Annotated in this window: 14 protein-coding genes; 11 read left to right on the top strand and 3 right to left on the bottom strand. The window is 71.0% G+C overall.

The window, feature by feature from the left end:
• Nucleotides 1-14 precede the first annotated feature (14 nt).
• The gene (locus AB0873_RS24005) at nucleotides 15-1,649 is read right to left on the bottom strand and encodes a glycoside hydrolase family 13 protein (RefSeq protein ID WP_366602278.1); all 1,635 of its coding nucleotides are present in this window, start codon (nucleotides 1,647-1,649) and stop codon (nucleotides 15-17) included.
• A gap of 214 nt (nucleotides 1,650-1,863) precedes the next feature.
• The gene (locus AB0873_RS24000; protein ID WP_366602277.1) at nucleotides 1,864-2,937 is read right to left on the bottom strand and encodes a LacI family DNA-binding transcriptional regulator; all 1,074 of its coding nucleotides are present in this window, start codon (nucleotides 2,935-2,937) and stop codon (nucleotides 1,864-1,866) included.
• Between the two features lie 351 nt (nucleotides 2,938-3,288).
• Between AB0873_RS24000 and AB0873_RS23995 the strand changes: the two genes are divergently transcribed.
• The 3 genes from AB0873_RS23995 (at nucleotide 3,289) to AB0873_RS23985 (ending at nucleotide 6,628) form a co-directional block, all read left to right on the top strand.
• Nucleotides 3,289-4,590: an extracellular solute-binding protein gene (locus AB0873_RS23995; protein WP_366602275.1), complete on the top strand. Its 1,302-nt coding sequence runs from the start codon at nucleotides 3,289-3,291 to the stop codon at nucleotides 4,588-4,590.
• 111 nt (nucleotides 4,591-4,701) lie between these two features.
• The gene (locus tag AB0873_RS23990; RefSeq protein ID WP_366602273.1) at nucleotides 4,702-5,721 is read left to right on the top strand and encodes a sugar ABC transporter permease; all 1,020 of its coding nucleotides are present in this window, start codon (nucleotides 4,702-4,704) and stop codon (nucleotides 5,719-5,721) included.
• Between the two features lies 1 nt (nucleotide 5,722).
• On the top strand, nucleotides 5,723-6,628 hold the full coding sequence (locus AB0873_RS23985) for a sugar ABC transporter permease (RefSeq protein WP_366602272.1): 906 nt from the start codon (nucleotides 5,723-5,725) through the stop codon (nucleotides 6,626-6,628).
• A 69-nt stretch (nucleotides 6,629-6,697) separates the two neighbouring features.
• Here AB0873_RS23985 and AB0873_RS23980 read toward each other — a convergent pair whose 3' ends face one another.
• Nucleotides 6,698-7,294 (bottom strand): TetR/AcrR family transcriptional regulator, encoded by a 597-nt coding sequence (locus AB0873_RS23980; RefSeq protein ID WP_366602270.1) that lies wholly within the window; start codon nucleotides 7,292-7,294, stop codon nucleotides 6,698-6,700.
• 98 nt (nucleotides 7,295-7,392) lie between these two features.
• Here AB0873_RS23980 and AB0873_RS23975 point away from each other — a divergent pair, with 98 nt between their 5' ends.
• The 8 genes from AB0873_RS23975 to AB0873_RS23940 all read left to right on the top strand — a co-directional run bounded on the left by AB0873_RS23975 (nucleotide 7,393) and on the right by AB0873_RS23940 (nucleotide 16,651).
• Nucleotides 7,393-8,400, top strand: coding sequence for a hypothetical protein (locus AB0873_RS23975; RefSeq protein ID WP_366602269.1), 1,008 nt, complete (start codon nucleotides 7,393-7,395; stop codon nucleotides 8,398-8,400).
• A 120-nt stretch (nucleotides 8,401-8,520) separates the two neighbouring features.
• The gene (locus tag AB0873_RS23970) at nucleotides 8,521-8,862 is read left to right on the top strand and encodes a hypothetical protein (protein WP_155328951.1); all 342 of its coding nucleotides are present in this window, start codon (nucleotides 8,521-8,523) and stop codon (nucleotides 8,860-8,862) included.
• A gap of 276 nt (nucleotides 8,863-9,138) precedes the next feature.
• Nucleotides 9,139-10,203 carry a BMP family ABC transporter substrate-binding protein gene (locus tag AB0873_RS23965; protein WP_366602311.1) on the top strand — a complete coding sequence of 355 codons (1,065 nt, stop codon included), beginning with the start codon at nucleotides 9,139-9,141 and terminating at the stop codon, nucleotides 10,201-10,203.
• 140 nt (nucleotides 10,204-10,343) lie between these two features.
• On the top strand, nucleotides 10,344-12,038 hold the full coding sequence (locus AB0873_RS23960; protein WP_366602267.1) for an ABC transporter ATP-binding protein: 1,695 nt from the start codon (nucleotides 10,344-10,346) through the stop codon (nucleotides 12,036-12,038).
• Complete coding sequence (locus AB0873_RS23955) at nucleotides 12,035-13,363, top strand: ABC transporter permease (RefSeq protein WP_366602266.1); 1,329 nt, start codon at nucleotides 12,035-12,037, stop codon at nucleotides 13,361-13,363. Before AB0873_RS23960 ends, AB0873_RS23955 begins: the two co-directional genes overlap by 4 nt.
• 3 nt (nucleotides 13,364-13,366) lie before the next feature.
• Nucleotides 13,367-14,647: an ABC transporter permease gene (locus tag AB0873_RS23950; RefSeq protein ID WP_155328947.1), complete on the top strand. Its 1,281-nt coding sequence runs from the start codon at nucleotides 13,367-13,369 to the stop codon at nucleotides 14,645-14,647.
• A gap of 14 nt (nucleotides 14,648-14,661) precedes the next feature.
• Nucleotides 14,662-15,366: a cytidine deaminase gene (locus AB0873_RS23945; RefSeq protein WP_366602265.1), complete on the top strand. Its 705-nt coding sequence runs from the start codon at nucleotides 14,662-14,664 to the stop codon at nucleotides 15,364-15,366.
• Between the two features lie 4 nt (nucleotides 15,367-15,370).
• Nucleotides 15,371-16,651 (top strand): thymidine phosphorylase, encoded by a 1,281-nt coding sequence (locus AB0873_RS23940; RefSeq protein WP_155328945.1) that lies wholly within the window; start codon nucleotides 15,371-15,373, stop codon nucleotides 16,649-16,651.
• The last annotated feature ends 24 nt before the right edge of the window (nucleotides 16,652-16,675 follow it).

Raw genomic sequence — 16,675 nt, 5'->3', positions numbered from 1 at the left:
GTGGGCTTACCCGCTCAGCGCCGTTCGAACCAGGCGGCGGCGTCGACCGGGAGCACGTGGGCGGAGCCCTGACGGGTGAGCGTCTCGCTGGCGACGAGCGGGTCGCCGTACCCGTCGATCACGGCCGGCGCGCCGCTGATGTTGACCACACAGGTCAGCACGGTGTCGCCGGCGGTGCGGCTGAAGGCGAGCACGCCCGGCTCGGTCTCCAGCCAGGTGATCCCGGACGCCGAGGCGGACAGCGCCGGGTGCGTCCGGCGGATCCGCAGCGCCGCGCGGTACAGCTCCAGCGTCGAGCCGGGTACGCCGGCCTGGGCGGCGACCGACAGCTCCCGCCAGGTGGCGGGGGCCGGCAGCCAGCTCAGCTCGCAGCCCTCCGGCCCGAAGCCGTACGGGGCCAGCTCGCCGCTCCACGGGATCGGCACCCGGCAGCCGTCCCGGCTCTCGCCGGTCCGCAGGAACGCGGGGTCCTGGCGCAGCTCGTCCGGCAGGTCGAGCACCTCCGGCAGGCCCAGCTCCTCGCCCTGGTAGACGTACGCGCAGCCGGGCAGCGCCAGCATCAGCAGCGTCGCCGCGCGGGCGCGGCGCAGCCCCTCGGGGCCGTCGCCGTAGCGGGTGACGTGCCGCTGCTTGTCATGGTTGGACAGGACCCAGGTGGTCGGAGCGCCGACGATGGTCGACTCGGCCAGCGCCGTGTCGACCACCTTGCGGAACGAGTCGGCCGACCAGGTGGCGTCGAGGAAGTCGAAGCTGAACGCCTGGTGCAGCTCGTCCGGGCCGATGTAGCGGGCCAGCCGCTGCGGCGTCTCGGCCCAGGCCTCCGCGACCGCCATCCGGCCGCCGGGGTAGCTGTCCAGGATCGGGCGCCAGGCGCGGTAGATGTCGTGGACCTCGTCCTGGTCGAAGTACGGCAGGCGGCCCTTGCCGAGCAGTTCGACCTGACGCTGGCCGGTGGTCATGCTGCTGAACCCGACGTCCGGCAGCCCTTCGGCCTTGATCATCCCGTGGGCGACGTCGATCCGGAAGCCGTCGACCCCGCGGTCCAGCCAGAACCGGAGCACGTCCTCGAACTCGGCGCGGACCTCCGGGTGGCGCCAGTTCAGGTCGGGCTGGGCCGGGTCGAACAGGTGCAGGTACCACTGGCCGTCCGCGACCCGCGTCCAGGCGGGGCCGCCGAAGATGCTCTCCCAGTCGTTCGGGGGCAGCTCGCCGTGCTCGCCCCTGCCCTCGGCGAACAGGTAGCGCTCGCGTTCCGGGGAGCCGGGACCGGCGGCCAGCGCGGCCTGGAACCAGACGTGCTGGCTGGAGGTGTGGTTCGGAACCAGGTCGACGATGATCCGCAGGCCCAGCGTGTGGGCGTCGGCGATCATCTCGTCGAAGTCGGTGAGGGTGCCGAACATCGGGTCGACGTCCCGGTAGTCGGCGACGTCGTACCCGCCGTCGACCATCGGCGAGGTGTAGAAGGGCGTCAGCCAGAGCGCGTCCACCCCGAGGTCGCGCAGGTACGGCAGGCGCTGCCGGATGCCCTGCAGGTCGCCGATGCCGTCGCCGTCGGAGTCGGCGAAGCTGCGGACGTAGACCTGGTAGACGACCGCGGAGCGCCACCAGTCGTCGTCGGAGGCCAGCGGCGTGGGGTTGCTGGGGGTCATCGAGGAGTTCCCCGTTCTGTGGCGCGGGACGGCGGGGTCCGCGCGGGGGCATGGGAGCGCGGACGTCCGTCAAGGGTGCCGCTCCCCGACTGCAAGAGTCAAGCATTCCTTGCGCAAGAGATGACGGCGATCACGCCGAACCATGGGCCGGCGGCGAGCCGACGGCACGGCGACGGCCGGACCGTGCAGAACGGTCCGGCCGGGGGATGACAGGTCAGGCCGAGACGGCGAGGGCGGACGGCGCCGGGCGTTGCCGCCTGGGGCCGTCGGCGGAGGCCGTCCGGGCCACGGCGGTCGAGCCGCGGACCACCAGCTCGGGACGGAACAGGTACTCCGAGTGGGGTGCGGCGTGCCCGTTGATCTCGTCGACCATGGCCCGCACGGCGGCCACCGCCATCGCGGCCACCGGCTGGCGCATGGTGGTCAGCGGGGGGTCGGTGAACGCCATCAGCGGGGAGTCGTCGTACCCGACGACGGACAGGTCGTCCGGAACGGACAGGCCCCGCTGCCGGGCGGCCCGGATCGCGCCGAGCGCCATCAGATCGGAGCCGCAGACGATGCCGGTGACGCCGCGGTCGAGCAGCCGCGCGGCGGCGGCCTCGCCGCCCTCCACCCCGAAGAGGGAGAGCTCGGTCAGCTCGGCCAGCTCGGCGTCGGACACGTCGAGGCGTTTCATCGCGGCCTTGTAGCCGGTGACCTTGCGCTGCACGGGGACGAACCGGTCCGGGCCGGTGATCAGGCCGATCCGCCGGTGCCCCAGGGCGGCCAGGTGTGCGACGGCCAGCTCGGCGGCCTCCCGGTCGTCGCAGGAGACGAAGGGCGCCTGGATGCCCGAGGCGTACCCGTTGATCATGACGACCGGCAGCGGCCGGGCGGTCAGCGCGCGGTACCGGTCGTGGTCGGCGGCGGTGTCGGCGTGCAGGCCGGAGACGAAGATGATGCCGGAGACCTGGCGGTCCAGCAGCATCTCCACGTACTCGTCCTCGCGGACGCCGCCGGGGGTCTGCGTGCACAGCACCGGGGTGTAGCCGGTGGGGGCGAGCGCGGACTCGATGATCTGCGCGAAGGCCGGGAAGATCGGGTTGTCGAGCTCCGGGACGACCAGGCCGACCAGGCCGGCGCTGCGCTTGCGCAGCCGGGCCGGGCGCTCGTAGCCGAGGACGTCGAGGGCGGTCAGGACGGCCTGCCGGGTCTCGGGGGCCACCCCGGGGCGGTCGTTGAGCACCCGCGACACCGTGGCCTCGCTGACTTCGGCCTGCTGGGCGATGTCGGACAGTCGAGCGCGCATGGCGGCACTGTAGCTCACTGAGTGGTTCTTGCGCAGTGGCCCGCAAGTTCTTGCAGGTTCGAGCAGTGACGATCTTCCGCCCGCTGCCGTCGCCCGGCATGGCAGCGCCACCGCGGGCGCCCCGTCGGGTGCCGAGGGGAACGTGCAGGTGACGCAGGGTCCTGCGGCGGTCACCGAGATGGGATCTGGGACACCTTCGGCCGCTGTTGGTTTGTCCCAAAGGCCCCAACCGAGGGATCGTCAGATGACAAGACGGGATCGGTTGTTGCAAGGGTGTTCGCAAGGGGTTTCTAATCCGGAAACTTCTTGCTACTGTCCCGCCGATACCCGGCAGGCAATCTAGGAGCGAACATGCGTCGCACAGCCAAGGGGATCGCCGTTCTCGCCTCCACCACCCTTGCTCTCGCCCTCGCCGCCTGCGGCGGGGAGGACAAGAAGACGGAGGAGCAGCCGAAGGCGGATCCCGCAGCCCTCAAGGCCGAACTGACCTGGTGGGACACGTCCGACCCGAAGAACGAGGGTCCGGCGTTCCAGGAGCTGATCGCCAAGTTCAACCAGACCTACCCGAACGTCAAGATCAACTACCAGTCGGTCCCGTTCGGTGAGGCCCAGAACAAGTTCAAGACCGCGGCGCAGGCCAAGACCGGCGCGCCGGACATCCTCCGGGCCGAGGTGGCCTGGGTGCCGGAGTTCGCCTCCCTCGGTTACCTCTACGCTCTGGACGGCTCCGAGCTGCTCGCCGACGAGTCGGACTTCCTGGAGACCCCGCTCGCGTCGAACAAGTACGACGGCAAGACGTACGGCGTCCCGCAGGTGACCGACACGCTGTCGCTCATGTACAACAAGGAGCTGCTGACCAAGGCCGGCATCTCCACCCCGCCGAAGACCTGGGCCGAGCTGAAGACCGCTGCCCAGACCATCAAGCAGAAGACCGACGCCGAGGGCCTCTACGTCAACCCGGCCGGCTACTTCATGCTGCCGTTCATGTACGGCGAGGGCGGCGACCTGGTCGACGTCCAGTCCAAGAAGATCACCGTCAGCTCGGACCAGAACGTCGCCGGGCTGAAGATCGCCAAGGACCTCATCGACAGCGGCGCGGCCGCCAAGCCGTCCGCCAACGACTCCTACGGCACCATGATGACCCTCTTCAAGGAGAAGAAGGTCGCCATGATCATCAACGGCCCGTGGGAGGTCAACAACGTCAAGTCGGCGCCGACCTTCGGTGGCCTGGAGAACCTGGGCATCGCCCCGGTTCCGGGTGGCTCGGCCAAGGCCGGCGGCCCGGTCGGCGGCCACAACTACACGATCTGGTCCGGCATGCCGCAGGAGAAGGTCGACGCGGCCGTCGCCTTCGTGAAGTTCATGAGCTCCGCCGAGTCGCAGGCCTTCCTCTCCGAGAAGCTCGGCCTGCTGCCGACCCGCAAGTCGGCGTACAACCTCGACGCGGTGAAGAACAACCCGATCGTGGCCGCGTACCAGCCGGCCGTCGAGGCCGCCATCGGCCGTCCGTGGATCCCCGAGGCCGGCCAGTTCTTCGGCCCGCTGGACCAGATGGCCACCGAGGTCCTGATTCAGAACAAGGACCCGAAGGCCGCGCTCGACACCGTCGCCAAGAAGTACAAGGCAGAGGTCGTCACCTCGTACGGTCTCTGATCCGACCGTCGGCGCTGGCAGCGGCCGGCGACCACTTCGGCACCCGGCAGGGCCGCGCGACCGTCCCCGGTCGCCGGCCCTGCCGGCTCACTCCCCTGGAGCACAGCTGATATGCGCACTGTGACAGCCGAGCCGGCGCCAGCGTCCGCGCCGTCCGGCCGCCGCTCCGCACCACCGTCCCGGCTGCGGCGCAGCTGGGACAAGCACTGGTACGCCTGGGCGATGGTCCTGCCCGTGGTCATCGTGCTGGCGGTTCTGATCTTCTACCCGCTCTTCCGCGGGGTCTGGCTCTCCTTCACCAACCTCACCGAGGCCAACCAGGTGGCGGAGATCTGCACCAGGTCGATCACCGGCAGCGAGGTCTGCAAGGACAACCCCAACAAGTGGGAGGTCGTCGGCCTCGACAACTACGTCAAGGTCCTCTCCGGTGAGGTCGGACGGTTCTGGGAGCAGGCCGGCATCACGCTGATCTGGACCTTCGTCGGCGTCGCCTTCCACTACGGTCTCGGGCTCGGCCTGGCTGTGATGCTCAACCGCCCGATGTGGGGCCGCGGCCTCTACCGGGTGCTGCTGGTGCTGCCCTGGGCGGTGCCGGCGTTCGTCAGCGCCTTCGCCTGGAAGTTCATCTTCAACGAGCGCTTCGGCCTGGCGAACTCGTTGCTCCTGTCGCTCGGCATCGACCCGGTGGACTGGTTCGCGGACCGGTGGACGTCGCTGTTCACCGCGATCGTCACCAACGTCTGGCTGGGCGTGCCGTTCATGATGGTGGCGCTGCTCGGCGGCATGCAGACCATCCCGGGTGAGCTCTACGAGGCGGCCGAGATCGACGGCGCCTCGCCGTGGCAGCGGTTCCGCAACATCACCCTGCCGGGCCTGCGCTCGGTCAGCATGACGGTGATCCTGCTCGGCACCATCTGGACCTTCAACATGTTCCCGATCATCTTCCTGGTGACCGAGGGGCAGCCGGCCGGGGAGACCGAGATCCTGGTGACCGGCGCCTACCGGGCGGCGTTCGAGGGCATCCGCAACTACTCGCTCGCGTCCACGTACGGGGTGCTGATCCTGTCGATCCTGCTGCTCTTCTCGGTGTTCTACCGGCGGGCACTGCGCAAGCAAGGCGAGGTGTGGTGACATGACCCAGCTGACCACTCCCGCGGCGGCGACTGCCGCCGCGGCCGCCCCCGCTCGGAGCCCGAGGCGGCCCGGCCGCAGCCGGCGCAGCCCGGCGAAGTCGCTGCTGCTGCACGGCACGCTGATCCTCGCGTCGCTGATCGCGATCGGCCCGATCGCCTGGGTGCTGCTGTCGTCGTTCAAGCCCGGGTACGCGGTGCAGAGCACCGACCTGACGCTGGTCAAGGACCCGACCCTGGCCAACTACAGCTATGTGCTGACCGACACGAGCTTCCCGAAGTGGATGCTGAACTCGGTCATCGTCGCGGCGCTCACCATGATCATCGGAATCTTCTTCTCGGCCACCACCGGCTACGCAGTGTCCCGGTTCAACTTTCCGGGCCGCCGGCCGCTGATGATGGTCTTCCTGGTCACGCAGATGTTCCCGGTGGCCATCCTGATCGTGCCGATCTACACGATCATGGCACGGCTGGGTCTGATCAACACGCTGCCGTCGCTGGTCATCGCGTACCTGACCATCGCGGTGCCGTTCTGCGCCTGGATGCTGAAGGGCTACTTCGACTCCATCCCCACCTCGCTGGACGAGGCGGCGGCGCTGGACGGGTGCGGTCCGTTCGCCATCTTCTGGAAGGTGGTGCTGCCGCTGGCCCGGCCGGCCATCGCGGTCACCGCCTTCTACACCTTCCTCACCGCCTGGGGCGAGGTGGCGTACGCGTCGGCCTTCATCCAGACCGACAACAAGTTCACTTTGGCGTACGGGCTCCAGCAGTTCGTGCCGCAGTTCAACCCGCAGTGGGAGTACCTCACCGCGGCGGCGGTCCTGGTGACCGTGCCAGCGGGCCTGGTGTTCATGTTCGCCCAGCGCCACCTGGTGTCGGGGCTGACCGCGGGCGGCACGAAGGGCTGACGCGGGGCCGGATTCGCGCAGGGCGGGCGTCGTTCGACGCCCGCCCTGCGTGGTCACCGCCGGGACCGGTCAGGCGCCGGGGCGCAGGAGGGCGCGTACCCCGGCGAGATAGGTCGCCCGGTCCGGCCGGCCGGTGAGGACGCACTGGAGGAACCAGCCGGGGATCAGGGCGAAGAGGGCTGCCCCGACCGCCTCGGGGTCGGCGTCCGGTGGCACCTCGCCGGTGCGCTGGGCGCGCCGGGCGAGGGTCTCGAAGTTGCTCCGGATGCCGTCGTACGTCCGGGCCACGAAGGCCGCCAGGGCCGGGTCCCGCTGGGCCTCGCCCCAGACCTGGATCGCGATCCGCACGACCCCGTCGTCGCCCATCTGGGTCTCGACGTACTCCAGCGCGCGGTCGAGGGCGTCCAGCAGCGGTGGCGGCGGGTCGCGGCGGATCAGGTCGGCGAGGATCCCCTCGACGCCGCCGACGGCCTCTTCCGCGATGGCGTTGATGAGGTCTGCCTTGCTCGGGAAGTAGCGGTAGACCGCACCGACCGAGAGCCCCGCCTCGGCGATCACGTCCTGCATCGTCGTGCGGTGGAAGCCGTCCCGGACGAAACAGCGGCGGGCGGCGTCGACGATCTGACGACGACGGGCGGCGAGGTGTTGTTCCGAGACACGTGGCACGGGATACAGCGTAAAGCGAACGTTCGTTCTTGACAGTCGGCCTGCGGCCGGAGCACGCTGGGCACAAAGAAGAACGAGCGTTCGTTTTGGGAGTAGCCATGTCGTCCCGTGTCCGGTCACCCCTGTCGCTCGCCGTGCTGCTCGCCGCTGTCCTGGTGGGTCTGCAGGCGCTGCTCGTACCCCTGTTCGCGGCTCCCGCCGCCAACCTGGCACCGCGGGACCTGCCGATCGCCGTCGCGGGGCCGGCGCCGGTCGCCGACCAGGTCGCCGCGCGGCTCACCGCCGCCCGTCCCGGGGCCTTCGAGGTCGCCACCCTGCCCGACGCGGCCGCCGCCGACCGGGCCCTACGGGACCGGGAGGTCTACGCCGCCTTCGTCGTCCGGCCCGACGGACTCGCCCTGCACACCGCGCCGGCGGCGAGCCCGACCGTCGGCCTGCTGCTCACCGAGGCGGCGGACCAGGTCGCCGCCGGCCGGCCCGTGACCGTGGTCGAGGTGGTCCCCGGCGCTCCCGACGACGCGCGGGGCGCGGGGTTCGCGGCCGGTTTCCTCCCGTTGGCCCTCACCGGCCTGCTCGCCGGAGCGCTGGTCGTCCTGCTGGTGACGGGCCGCCTCGCGCGGATGACCGGCCTGGCCCTATTCGGGGTGCTCGCCGGCGCGGTCGGCGTCGGGGTGCTGCACGGTTGGCTCGGTGTCATCGACGGCGACGGCCTCGCCGAGGCGGGGGCGATCGGTCTCTTCGCGCTCGCGGCGTCGGCGACGGTGGCCGGGCTCGGCGCCGTGCTCGGCCGCCCCGGCCTCGCGCTGGGGGCCGTGCTGGTGTTCCTGGTCGGCAACCCGCTGTCGGCGGTCAGCGCCGCGCCGGAGCTGCTGCCCCAGCCGTGGGGCGAGGTGGGGCAGTGGTTGCCGGTCGGCGCGGGCGGGACGCTGCTGCGCTCGGTGGCCTTCTTCGACGGCGCGGCGGCGGGCCGACCGCTCGCGGTGCTGGCCGGGTACGCGCTGGTCGGGCTCACCCTGGTGGCGCTCGGGCGCACCGGGGCAGCCGGTGCCTCGGCGGGCGGAGCCGCCGCTGTCGTGCCGGGTGCGACGGTGGCCGCCGGGCGCTGACGCGCCGCGCGCGGGCAGGGGCGGGCGGGCGCCGGTGGGTGCCCGCCCGCCGGCGTGGCGACGCGCGACGCGCCCGACCCCCTCTACTACAAAACGTCGTTGATGCGAGAGGATGGGGACGTGGAAGCTCTTCGACTCATCCTCCGGTACATCCACCTCATCGGCTTCGCGCTGCTGCTCGGCGGTGCGATCGTGCAGTACGTGACCGGCCGGATCCGGATCAATCAGCCCATGCTCTGGGGCGCGTGGACCATGCTGCTGACCGGAATCGCCCTATCCGCGCCGCTTCGCGACGGGGACGAGCCGGCACCCGCGAAACTTGTTACCAAACTGGTGCTCGCGCTGCTGATCTTCGTCATGGTCTTCTTCTCCCGTAAGCGGGACGTGGTCAACCGCGGCCACTTCCTCGCGATCATCGGGTTGACCCTGGTCAACGCAGCGGTGGCGGTCTTCTGGCGGTAACGTCCGACAGAGGCGGAGTCATCCGATAACAGGACGTTCGCGCGCCCCAGCGCCCACTTACCGGTACTGAGCGTGATTTGGCCCACCCACGGGTTACGTAGGGGTAACAGGCGCTCAACAGTCGTGCACGATTGTCGGCCGGTGGAGGGGCGTGGGCGTACGCTCTGCGTCCGTAACGTGGGACGCCGGCGGCACAGCGCAAGCCGGTTGACAAAGGGCTGCCACCGCGTGCAGCGGTGAGCAATGGAAGGAGACGTCTTGCGCTCGGTGCGTGGGATGCGGATCGCCTCGGTCTTCGCGGTGGGTGGCCTCGTGCTGGCCGCCGCCGCGTGTGGTGAGGCTCCGGAGGAGAACAACGGCGCCGGTGACGGCGGCAAGAAGTACAGCGCCTGCATGGTGACCGACGTCGGCGGCATCGACGACAAGTCGTTCAACACCTCGGCCTGGAAGGGCCTGCAGGAGGCCAAGGCCGAGAACGACAACATCGACATCAAGTACGTCGCGTCGAAGGCCGAGGCCGACTACGAGGTCAACCTGACCCAGTACGTCAACCAGGACTGCGACTTCATCCTGGCCGTCGGCGGACTGATGGAGAACGCCACCAAGAAGATCGCGCAGGCCAACCCGGACCAGCAGTTCGGCATCGTCGACTCCAAGCCGGGTGTGGGCAACGTCTACCCGATGCAGTTCGACACCGCCCAGGCGGCCTTCCTGGCCGGTTACCTGGCCGCCGGCATGACCAAGACCGGCGCGGTGGGCACCTACGGCGGCCTGCCGATCCCGCCGGTGACCATCTTCATGGACGGCTACGCCGACGGCGTCGCGCACTACAACGAGACCAAGGGCAAGAACGTCCGCGTCCTCGGTTGGGACAAGGCGACCCAGAAGGGTTCCTTCACCAACGACTTCGTCAAGCAGGACGAGGGCAAGAAGGTCAGCGACGCGCTGGTCGCGCAGGGCGCCGACATCGTCATGCCGGTCGCCGGCGGCGCCGGCCTCGGCACCACCGGCGCCGCGAAGGCCTCGGGCGGCAAGTACAACACCATCTGGGTGGACGTCGACGGCTGCGAGAGCACCCCGGACTGCCCGGCGATCATCACCACCGTGGTGAAGAACATCCCGGACGCCGTGAAGGAGGCCGTGCTCAAGGCGGCCGGCGGCGAGAAGCTCGAGGCGGAGCCGGGCTTCCTGGGCACGCTGGCGAACAACGGCGTGTCGCTCGCCCCGTACCACGAGTTCGACAGCAAGATCCCGGCCGAGCTCAAGGCCGAGGTCGACAAGCTGAAGGCGGACATCGCCGCCGGGACCATCAAGGTCGAGTCGAAGGCCCAGCCGAAGTGACGCGTCGCCGGCCGCCGACGGTGGGATGATCACCGCAGGCGGCCGGCGAGCGGCAAGCACGACGATCGGCCGCTCCGGCGCCACGGGGACACGTCCCCGGCGCCGGGGCGGCCGATCGGTTCCCACCCCGCCCGAGCCCGGTGGGTGGCCCGGCGGCTACCCTGCACGATCGCTTCGCACTCCAGGAGGTTGCGCTGAGACTCGAACTGCGCGGCATCACCAAGCGGTTCGGTGAGCTGGTCGCCAACGACCACATCGACCTGACGGTGGAGCCTGGAGAGATCCACGCCCTGCTCGGCGAGAACGGTGCCGGCAAGTCGACCCTGATGAACGTGCTCTACGGGCTGTACCAGCCTGACGAGGGCGAGATCCTGGTCGACGGCGAACCGTTGAAGCTGCGGGGCCCGTCCGACGCGATCGCGGCCGGGATCGGCATGGTGCACCAGCACTTCATGCTGGTGCCCGTGTTCACCGTCGCGGAGAACATCATGCTCGGCGCCGAGCAGGTCCGCGGCGGCATCGCCGGCTTCCTCGACCGGCGGCGTGCCCGGCGCGAGGTCGCCGAGGTGTCCGCCCGCTACAACCTCCGGGTCGACCCGGACGCGATCGTCGAGGACCTGCCGGTCGGCATCCAGCAGCGGGTCGAGATCGTCAAGGCGCTCACCCGCGACGTCGACCTGCTGATCCTGGACGAGCCGACCGCGGTGCTCACCCCCCAGGAGACCGAGGAACTGCTCACCGTCATGCGGTCGCTCAAGGCCGCCGGAAAGTCGATCGTCTTCATCACCCACAAGCTCGGCGAGGTCAAGGCCATCGCCGACCGGATCACCGTGATCCGGCGCGGGAAGACCGTCGGCACCGCGTCCCCCGAGGCGAGCCGCGACGAGTTGGCCGCCCTGATGGTCGGCCGCAGCGTCCGCCTGACCGTGGAGAAGCAGCCCGCCACCCCGGGCAAGCCGGTCCTGGAGGTCGCCGGCCTCGTGGTCGACGACGACCGGCAGGTACGCGCGGTCGACGGCGTCGACCTGACGGTGCACGCCGGTGAGGTGCTCGGCATCGCCGGCGTGCAGGGCAACGGCCAGACCGAGCTGATCGAGGCGATCATGGGTCTGCGCCCGGTGCTCGCCGGCTCGGTGAGCCTCGGCGGCGAGCGGATCGACGGCTGGTCGACCAAGAAGGTGCTCCGGGCGGGCGTCGGCTACGTCCCCGAGGACCGCAGCGTCGACGGGTTGGTCAAGGAGTTCAGCGTCGCGGAGAACCTGGTGCTGGACATCTACGACCGGCCGCCGTTCGGCAAGGGCCTCGCGCTGAAGCCGGACCAGATCACGAAGTCGGCGAAGGAGCGGATCGCCCAGTTCGACGTCCGCACCTCGTCGGCGGAGGCGCCGGTGGGCACGCTGTCCGGCGGCAACCAGCAGAAGGTGATCGTGGCCCGGGAGCTGTCCCGGCCGCTGAAGCTCTTCATCGCCGCCCAGCCCACCCGCGGCGTCGACGTCGGCTCGATCGAGTTCATCCACAGCCGGGTCATCCGGGAGCGGGACGTCGGGACCGCCGTCCTGGTGGTCTCCAGCGAACTCGACGAGGTGATCGGGCTGGCCGACCGGATCGCGGTGATGTACCGCGGGCGGGTCATCGGCATCGTCGGCCCGGACACCCGGCGCGAGGAGATCGGCCTGCTGATGGCCGGCATCACCCCCGACAGCGCGTCGACCGGCACCGACGGGGCGCCGGCCACCGGTCCGGCCGGGACCGGCAGCGCGACGGCCACCGGTCCGGCCGCCACCGACGGCGCGGCTCCGGCCCCCGAGGGCCCCGGCAGCGAGGACAAGGCATGACCAACGTGAGCCCCGGTTCTCCGGACAAGGAGCCGGCGACCGAGGAGCAGGCCGCGCAGACGGCGCTCGGCAACACCGAGCGGGCCGAGACGACGACCACCCCGACGGCCGCGCCGGCACCGCAGGCCCGGCCGTCGCTCGGGCGGCTCTTCCTGGACAACCTCTGGGCCGCCAACACCTTCACGGTGACGGTGCTGTCGCTGGTGCTGGCGATGGTGGTCGGCGCGATCCTGATGATCGTCTCCGACCCGGAGGTCCTCGCCACCTACAGCTACATCACCGCCCGGCCGTCGGACGCGATCAACTCCAGCTGGACCCTGGTCAGCGAGGCGTACGGGAACCTGTTCAAGGGCGCCGTCTTCGACCCGGACGCGGTCGGCTTCACGGCGGCGCTGAGCCCCATCTCGGAGACGCTGACCTACACCGCGCCGCTGGTGTTCACCGGCCTGTCCGTGGCGCTCGCCTTCCGTGGCGGCCTGTTCAACATCGGCGCCCAGGGCCAGGCCACCATGGGCGTCATCCTGGCCGCGCTGGCCGGTTTCCTGCTGCCGCTGCCGCCGGGGCTGCACCTGCTCGTCGCGCTGCTCGCCGGCGCGCTCGGCGGGGCGATCTGGGGTTTCATCCCCGGCATCCTCAAGGCGCGCACCGGCGCCCACGAGGTGATCAACACGATCATGCTCAACTACATCGCCACGTACTTCCTGACCTGGATCATCGTGCAGAACGGCGTCCAGGACCCGAACCGGACCGACGCGATCAGCAAGCCGGTCGACGCGTCCGCGCAACTGCCCCGGCTGCTCGGCGACAACCTGCGGGTGCACGCCGGCATCATCCTCGCCGTGCTGGCCACCTGGGCGGTCGCCTGGCTGCTCAACCGCTCCACGCTCGGCTTCGAGCTGCGGGCGGTGGGCGCCAACCCGGACGCGTCCCGCACCGCCGGTATCAGCGTGACCCGGACGTACGTCCTGATCATGGTCTTCGCCGGGGCCCTGGCCGGCCTCGGTGGCTCGCAGATGGTGCTCGGCACCACCGCCGCCGCACTGACCCCGCTGGTGGTCGCCCAGATCGGCTTCGACGGCATCCTGGTGGCGCTGCTCGGGCGGGTGAAACCGTGGGGCGTGGCGCTGGCGGCGCTGCTCTTCGGCGCGCTCCAGGCCGGTGGCAACCGGATGCAGTCGTACTCGGGGATCTCGCTGGAGTTGGTCACCGTACTCCAGGCGCTGATCGTCATCTTCATCGCCGCGCCGGCCCTGGTGAAGGCGATCTTCCAGCTCCGGGCCGCGCGGGCCGCCCGGCTCCAGACGAGCCTCGCGAAGGGCTGGTGACCCGTGTCCACCATGGCTGTCGAGAACGTCGCGGTCGCCCCGGTCGACGAGGGGTTCTGGACGCGTACCCGAAAGGTCGGCCTGGTGCTGGCCGCGCTCGGCCTGCTGTCGGCGGTGCTCTTCGGGGCGCTCGCCACCGACCAGCAGGCGCGGTTCACGCTCAGCGAGGACGCGGCCGGTGCCGCCCTCGCGGTGAACGGGACGCTCGGCGCGATCCTCTTCGGGGTGGTCGCCCTCGCCGCCGGTGTGGCGATGCTCGCCGGGCTGCCGAAGCGCTGGTTCACGCTGGTGCTCACCGCGGGGTTGGTCGGGTTCGTGCTGAGCTTCCTGTGCTGGCAGGTCTCCGCCGCCCCGGCCGGGCAGAACTTCATGCCGCTGGTCAACGTCGTGCGGGGCACGTTCATCCTGGCCCTGCCACTGATCTTCGGCGCGCTGGCCGGTGTGCTCTGCGAGCGCTCCGGCGTGGTCAACGTGGCCATCGAGGGTCAACTGCTGATGGGCGCCTTCAGCGGCGCCCTGTTCGGCAGCATCACCGGCAGCGTCTGGGTGGGTCTGGTGGCCGCGGCCATCGGCGGGGCGTTCATCTCGCTGCTGCTCGCCGTGTTCGCGATCCGCTACCTGGTCGACCAGGTGGTCATGGGCATCGTGCTCAACCTGCTCGCGGTGGGCGTCACCGGCTTCCTCTACGAGCGGCTGATGCAGACCGACGCGGAGCGGTACAACAGCGCGCCGCGCTTCAGCAACTGGGAGATCCCGCTGCTGTCGGACATCCCGTTGATCGGGCCGGCGCTGTTCCGCGGCAACATCTTCCTCTACCTCGGCCTGCTGCTGGTGCTGGTGATCCACATCGCGCTGTTCCGCACCCGGTGGGGCCTGCGGACCCGCTCCGTCGGCGAGCACCCGACGGCCGCCGACACGCTGGGCGTCCGGGTGCTGGGGCTGCGCTACCGCAACGTGCTGCTGGCCGGCGTGGTCGCCGGCATCGGCGGCGCGTCGTACACGCTGGCGCTCTTCTCGTTCACCAAGAACATGATCGGTGGCAAGGGCTTCATCGCCCTGGCGGCGCTGATCTTCGGACGGTGGAGCCCCACCGGCGCGCTCCTCGCGGCGTTGTTCTTCGGGTTCGCCGACCAGCTCGCCACCTACCTGGGCGCGATCAACAGCACGATCCCGAGCCAGTTCCTGGCCATGCTGCCGTACCTGGCGACGATCCTGGCGGTGGCCGGGCTGGTCGGCAAGGTCCGGGCGCCGGCCGCCGACGGCAAGCCGTACATCAAGGGCTGACGGGGGAGCACCGGATGGAGATCGACTGGGGGCGGCTGCGCGCCGCCGCGACCGAGGTGATGCGGCACGCGTACGTGCCGTACTCGAAGTTCCCGGTGGGGGCGGCCGCCCTGGTCGACGACGGCCGTGTCGTGGTCGGCTGCAACGTGGAGAACGCCGCGTACGGCGTGGTGCTCTGCGCCGAGTGCGGCGTGGTCTCCTCGCTGCACGCCACCGGCGGCGGGCGGATCGTGGCGCTGTCCTGCGTCGACGCCACCGGCGAGCCGCTGATGCCCTGCGGGCGCTGCCGGCAGCTGCTCTGGGAGCAGGGCGGCCCGGAGTGCCTCATCGAGGCGAAGGGCGGCCCGCTGCGGATGGCGGAGCTGCTGCCGCACGCCTTCGGTGTGGAGGACCTGGAGGCGGTGACCGGGGAGACCCGGTTGCCGGTGGTGCCGGAGCGGCTGGCCGCCTGGCGCGGGCGCGGCACGGTGTTCGTGCATCCCGACCTGTCCGCCGGTCAGCAGGTGTGGACGGCGTACTGGGAGCGGTCGGCCGGGGACACCGAGGGCGCCGAGACCGGCGTGCTGGAGGAGGGCCCGAGCTGGGACGACCCGGCCGAGGCGATCACCTGGGGGCTGGCCCGGACACCCCGGGTCGTCGTGGTGGACGCGTCCGGCACGATCTTCTGGGCGGGGGAGGGCGAACCGCCTCTCGAGATCCCCGAGCGTTGGGGTGGTTGAGCTGATGAGCGCATTTGCGGCGGTTGACGTCATCCGGGCGAAGCGGGACGGGGGTGTGCTCTCCGACGCGCAGATCGACTGGGTCGTCGACGCGTACACCAGGGGTGTGGTCGCCGACGAGCAGATGTCCGCACTGGCCATGGCGATCCTGCTCAACGGGATGACCGGCCCGGAGATCGCCCGGTGGACCGCTGCGATGATCGCCAGCGGCGAGCGGCTGGACCTGTCCGCGGTCGACCGGCCGACCGTCGACAAGCACTCGACCGGCGGCGTCGGCGACAAGATCACCCTGCCGCTCACCCCGCTCGTGGCGGCCTGCGGCGCTGCCGTGCCGCAGCTGTCCGGCCGCGGCCTCGGGCACACCGGAGGCACGCTCGACAAGCTGGAGTCGGTGCCGGGCTGGCGGGCGGCGCTGAGCAACGAGGAGTTCATCGCCCAGCTTCGCGACGTCGGCGCGGTGATCTGCGCGGCGGGGCCGGGACTCGCGCCGGCCGACCGCAAGCTGTACGCGCTGCGCGACGTGACCGGCACCGTCGAGGCGATCCCGCTGATCGCCAGCTCGATCATGAGCAAGAAGATCGCCGAGGGGACCGGTGCCCTGGTCCTGGACGTCAAGGTCGGCTCGGGCGCGTTCATGAAGTCCGTCGACCAGGCCCGCGAGCTGGCCCGCACGATGGTCGAGCTGGGCGGTGCGCACGGCGTCCGGACGGTCGCGCTGCTCACCGACATGTCCACCCCGCTGGGGCTGGCCATCGGCAACGCGGTCGAGGTGACGGAGTCGGTCGAGGTGCTGTCCGGCGGCGGCCCGGCCGACGTGGTCGACCTGACCCTGGCCCTGGCCCGGGAGATGCTCGACGCGGCCGGCCTGCCGGACGCCGACCCGGAGGCCGCGCTGCGCGACGGCCGGGCGATGGACGTCTGGCGGTCGATGATCCGGGCGCAGGGCGGTGACCCGGACGCCCCGATGCCCACCGCGCCGGAGATCGAGGTGGTGTGCGCCGACGCCGACGGCTTCGTCGCGGAGGTCGACGCGTACGCGATGGGGGTGGCCGCGTGGCGGCTCGGCGCGGGGCGCGCCCGCAAGGAGGACCCGGTGTCCGTGCCCGCGGGTGTGGTGCTGCGCAAGCGCCCGGGCGACCCGGTCCGGGCCGGCGAGCCCCTCTACGAGCTGCGCGCCGAGGACGCGAGCCGGATCCCGGCGGCGCGGGACGAGGCCGCCCGGGCGGTGCGCATCACGCCCGCCGCGCCCGACCCGACGCCGCTGGTGATCGAGCGGATCGACTGATCGCCCCCGGCGTTCCGATGCTCG

The organism is Micromonospora sp. NPDC047707 (assembly GCF_040704235.1).
GTDB lineage: Bacteria > Actinomycetota > Actinomycetes > Mycobacteriales > Micromonosporaceae > Micromonospora.
Note: the sequence above shows the minus strand (reverse complement) of the source record. Positions and strands in the feature narration are given on the sequence as shown.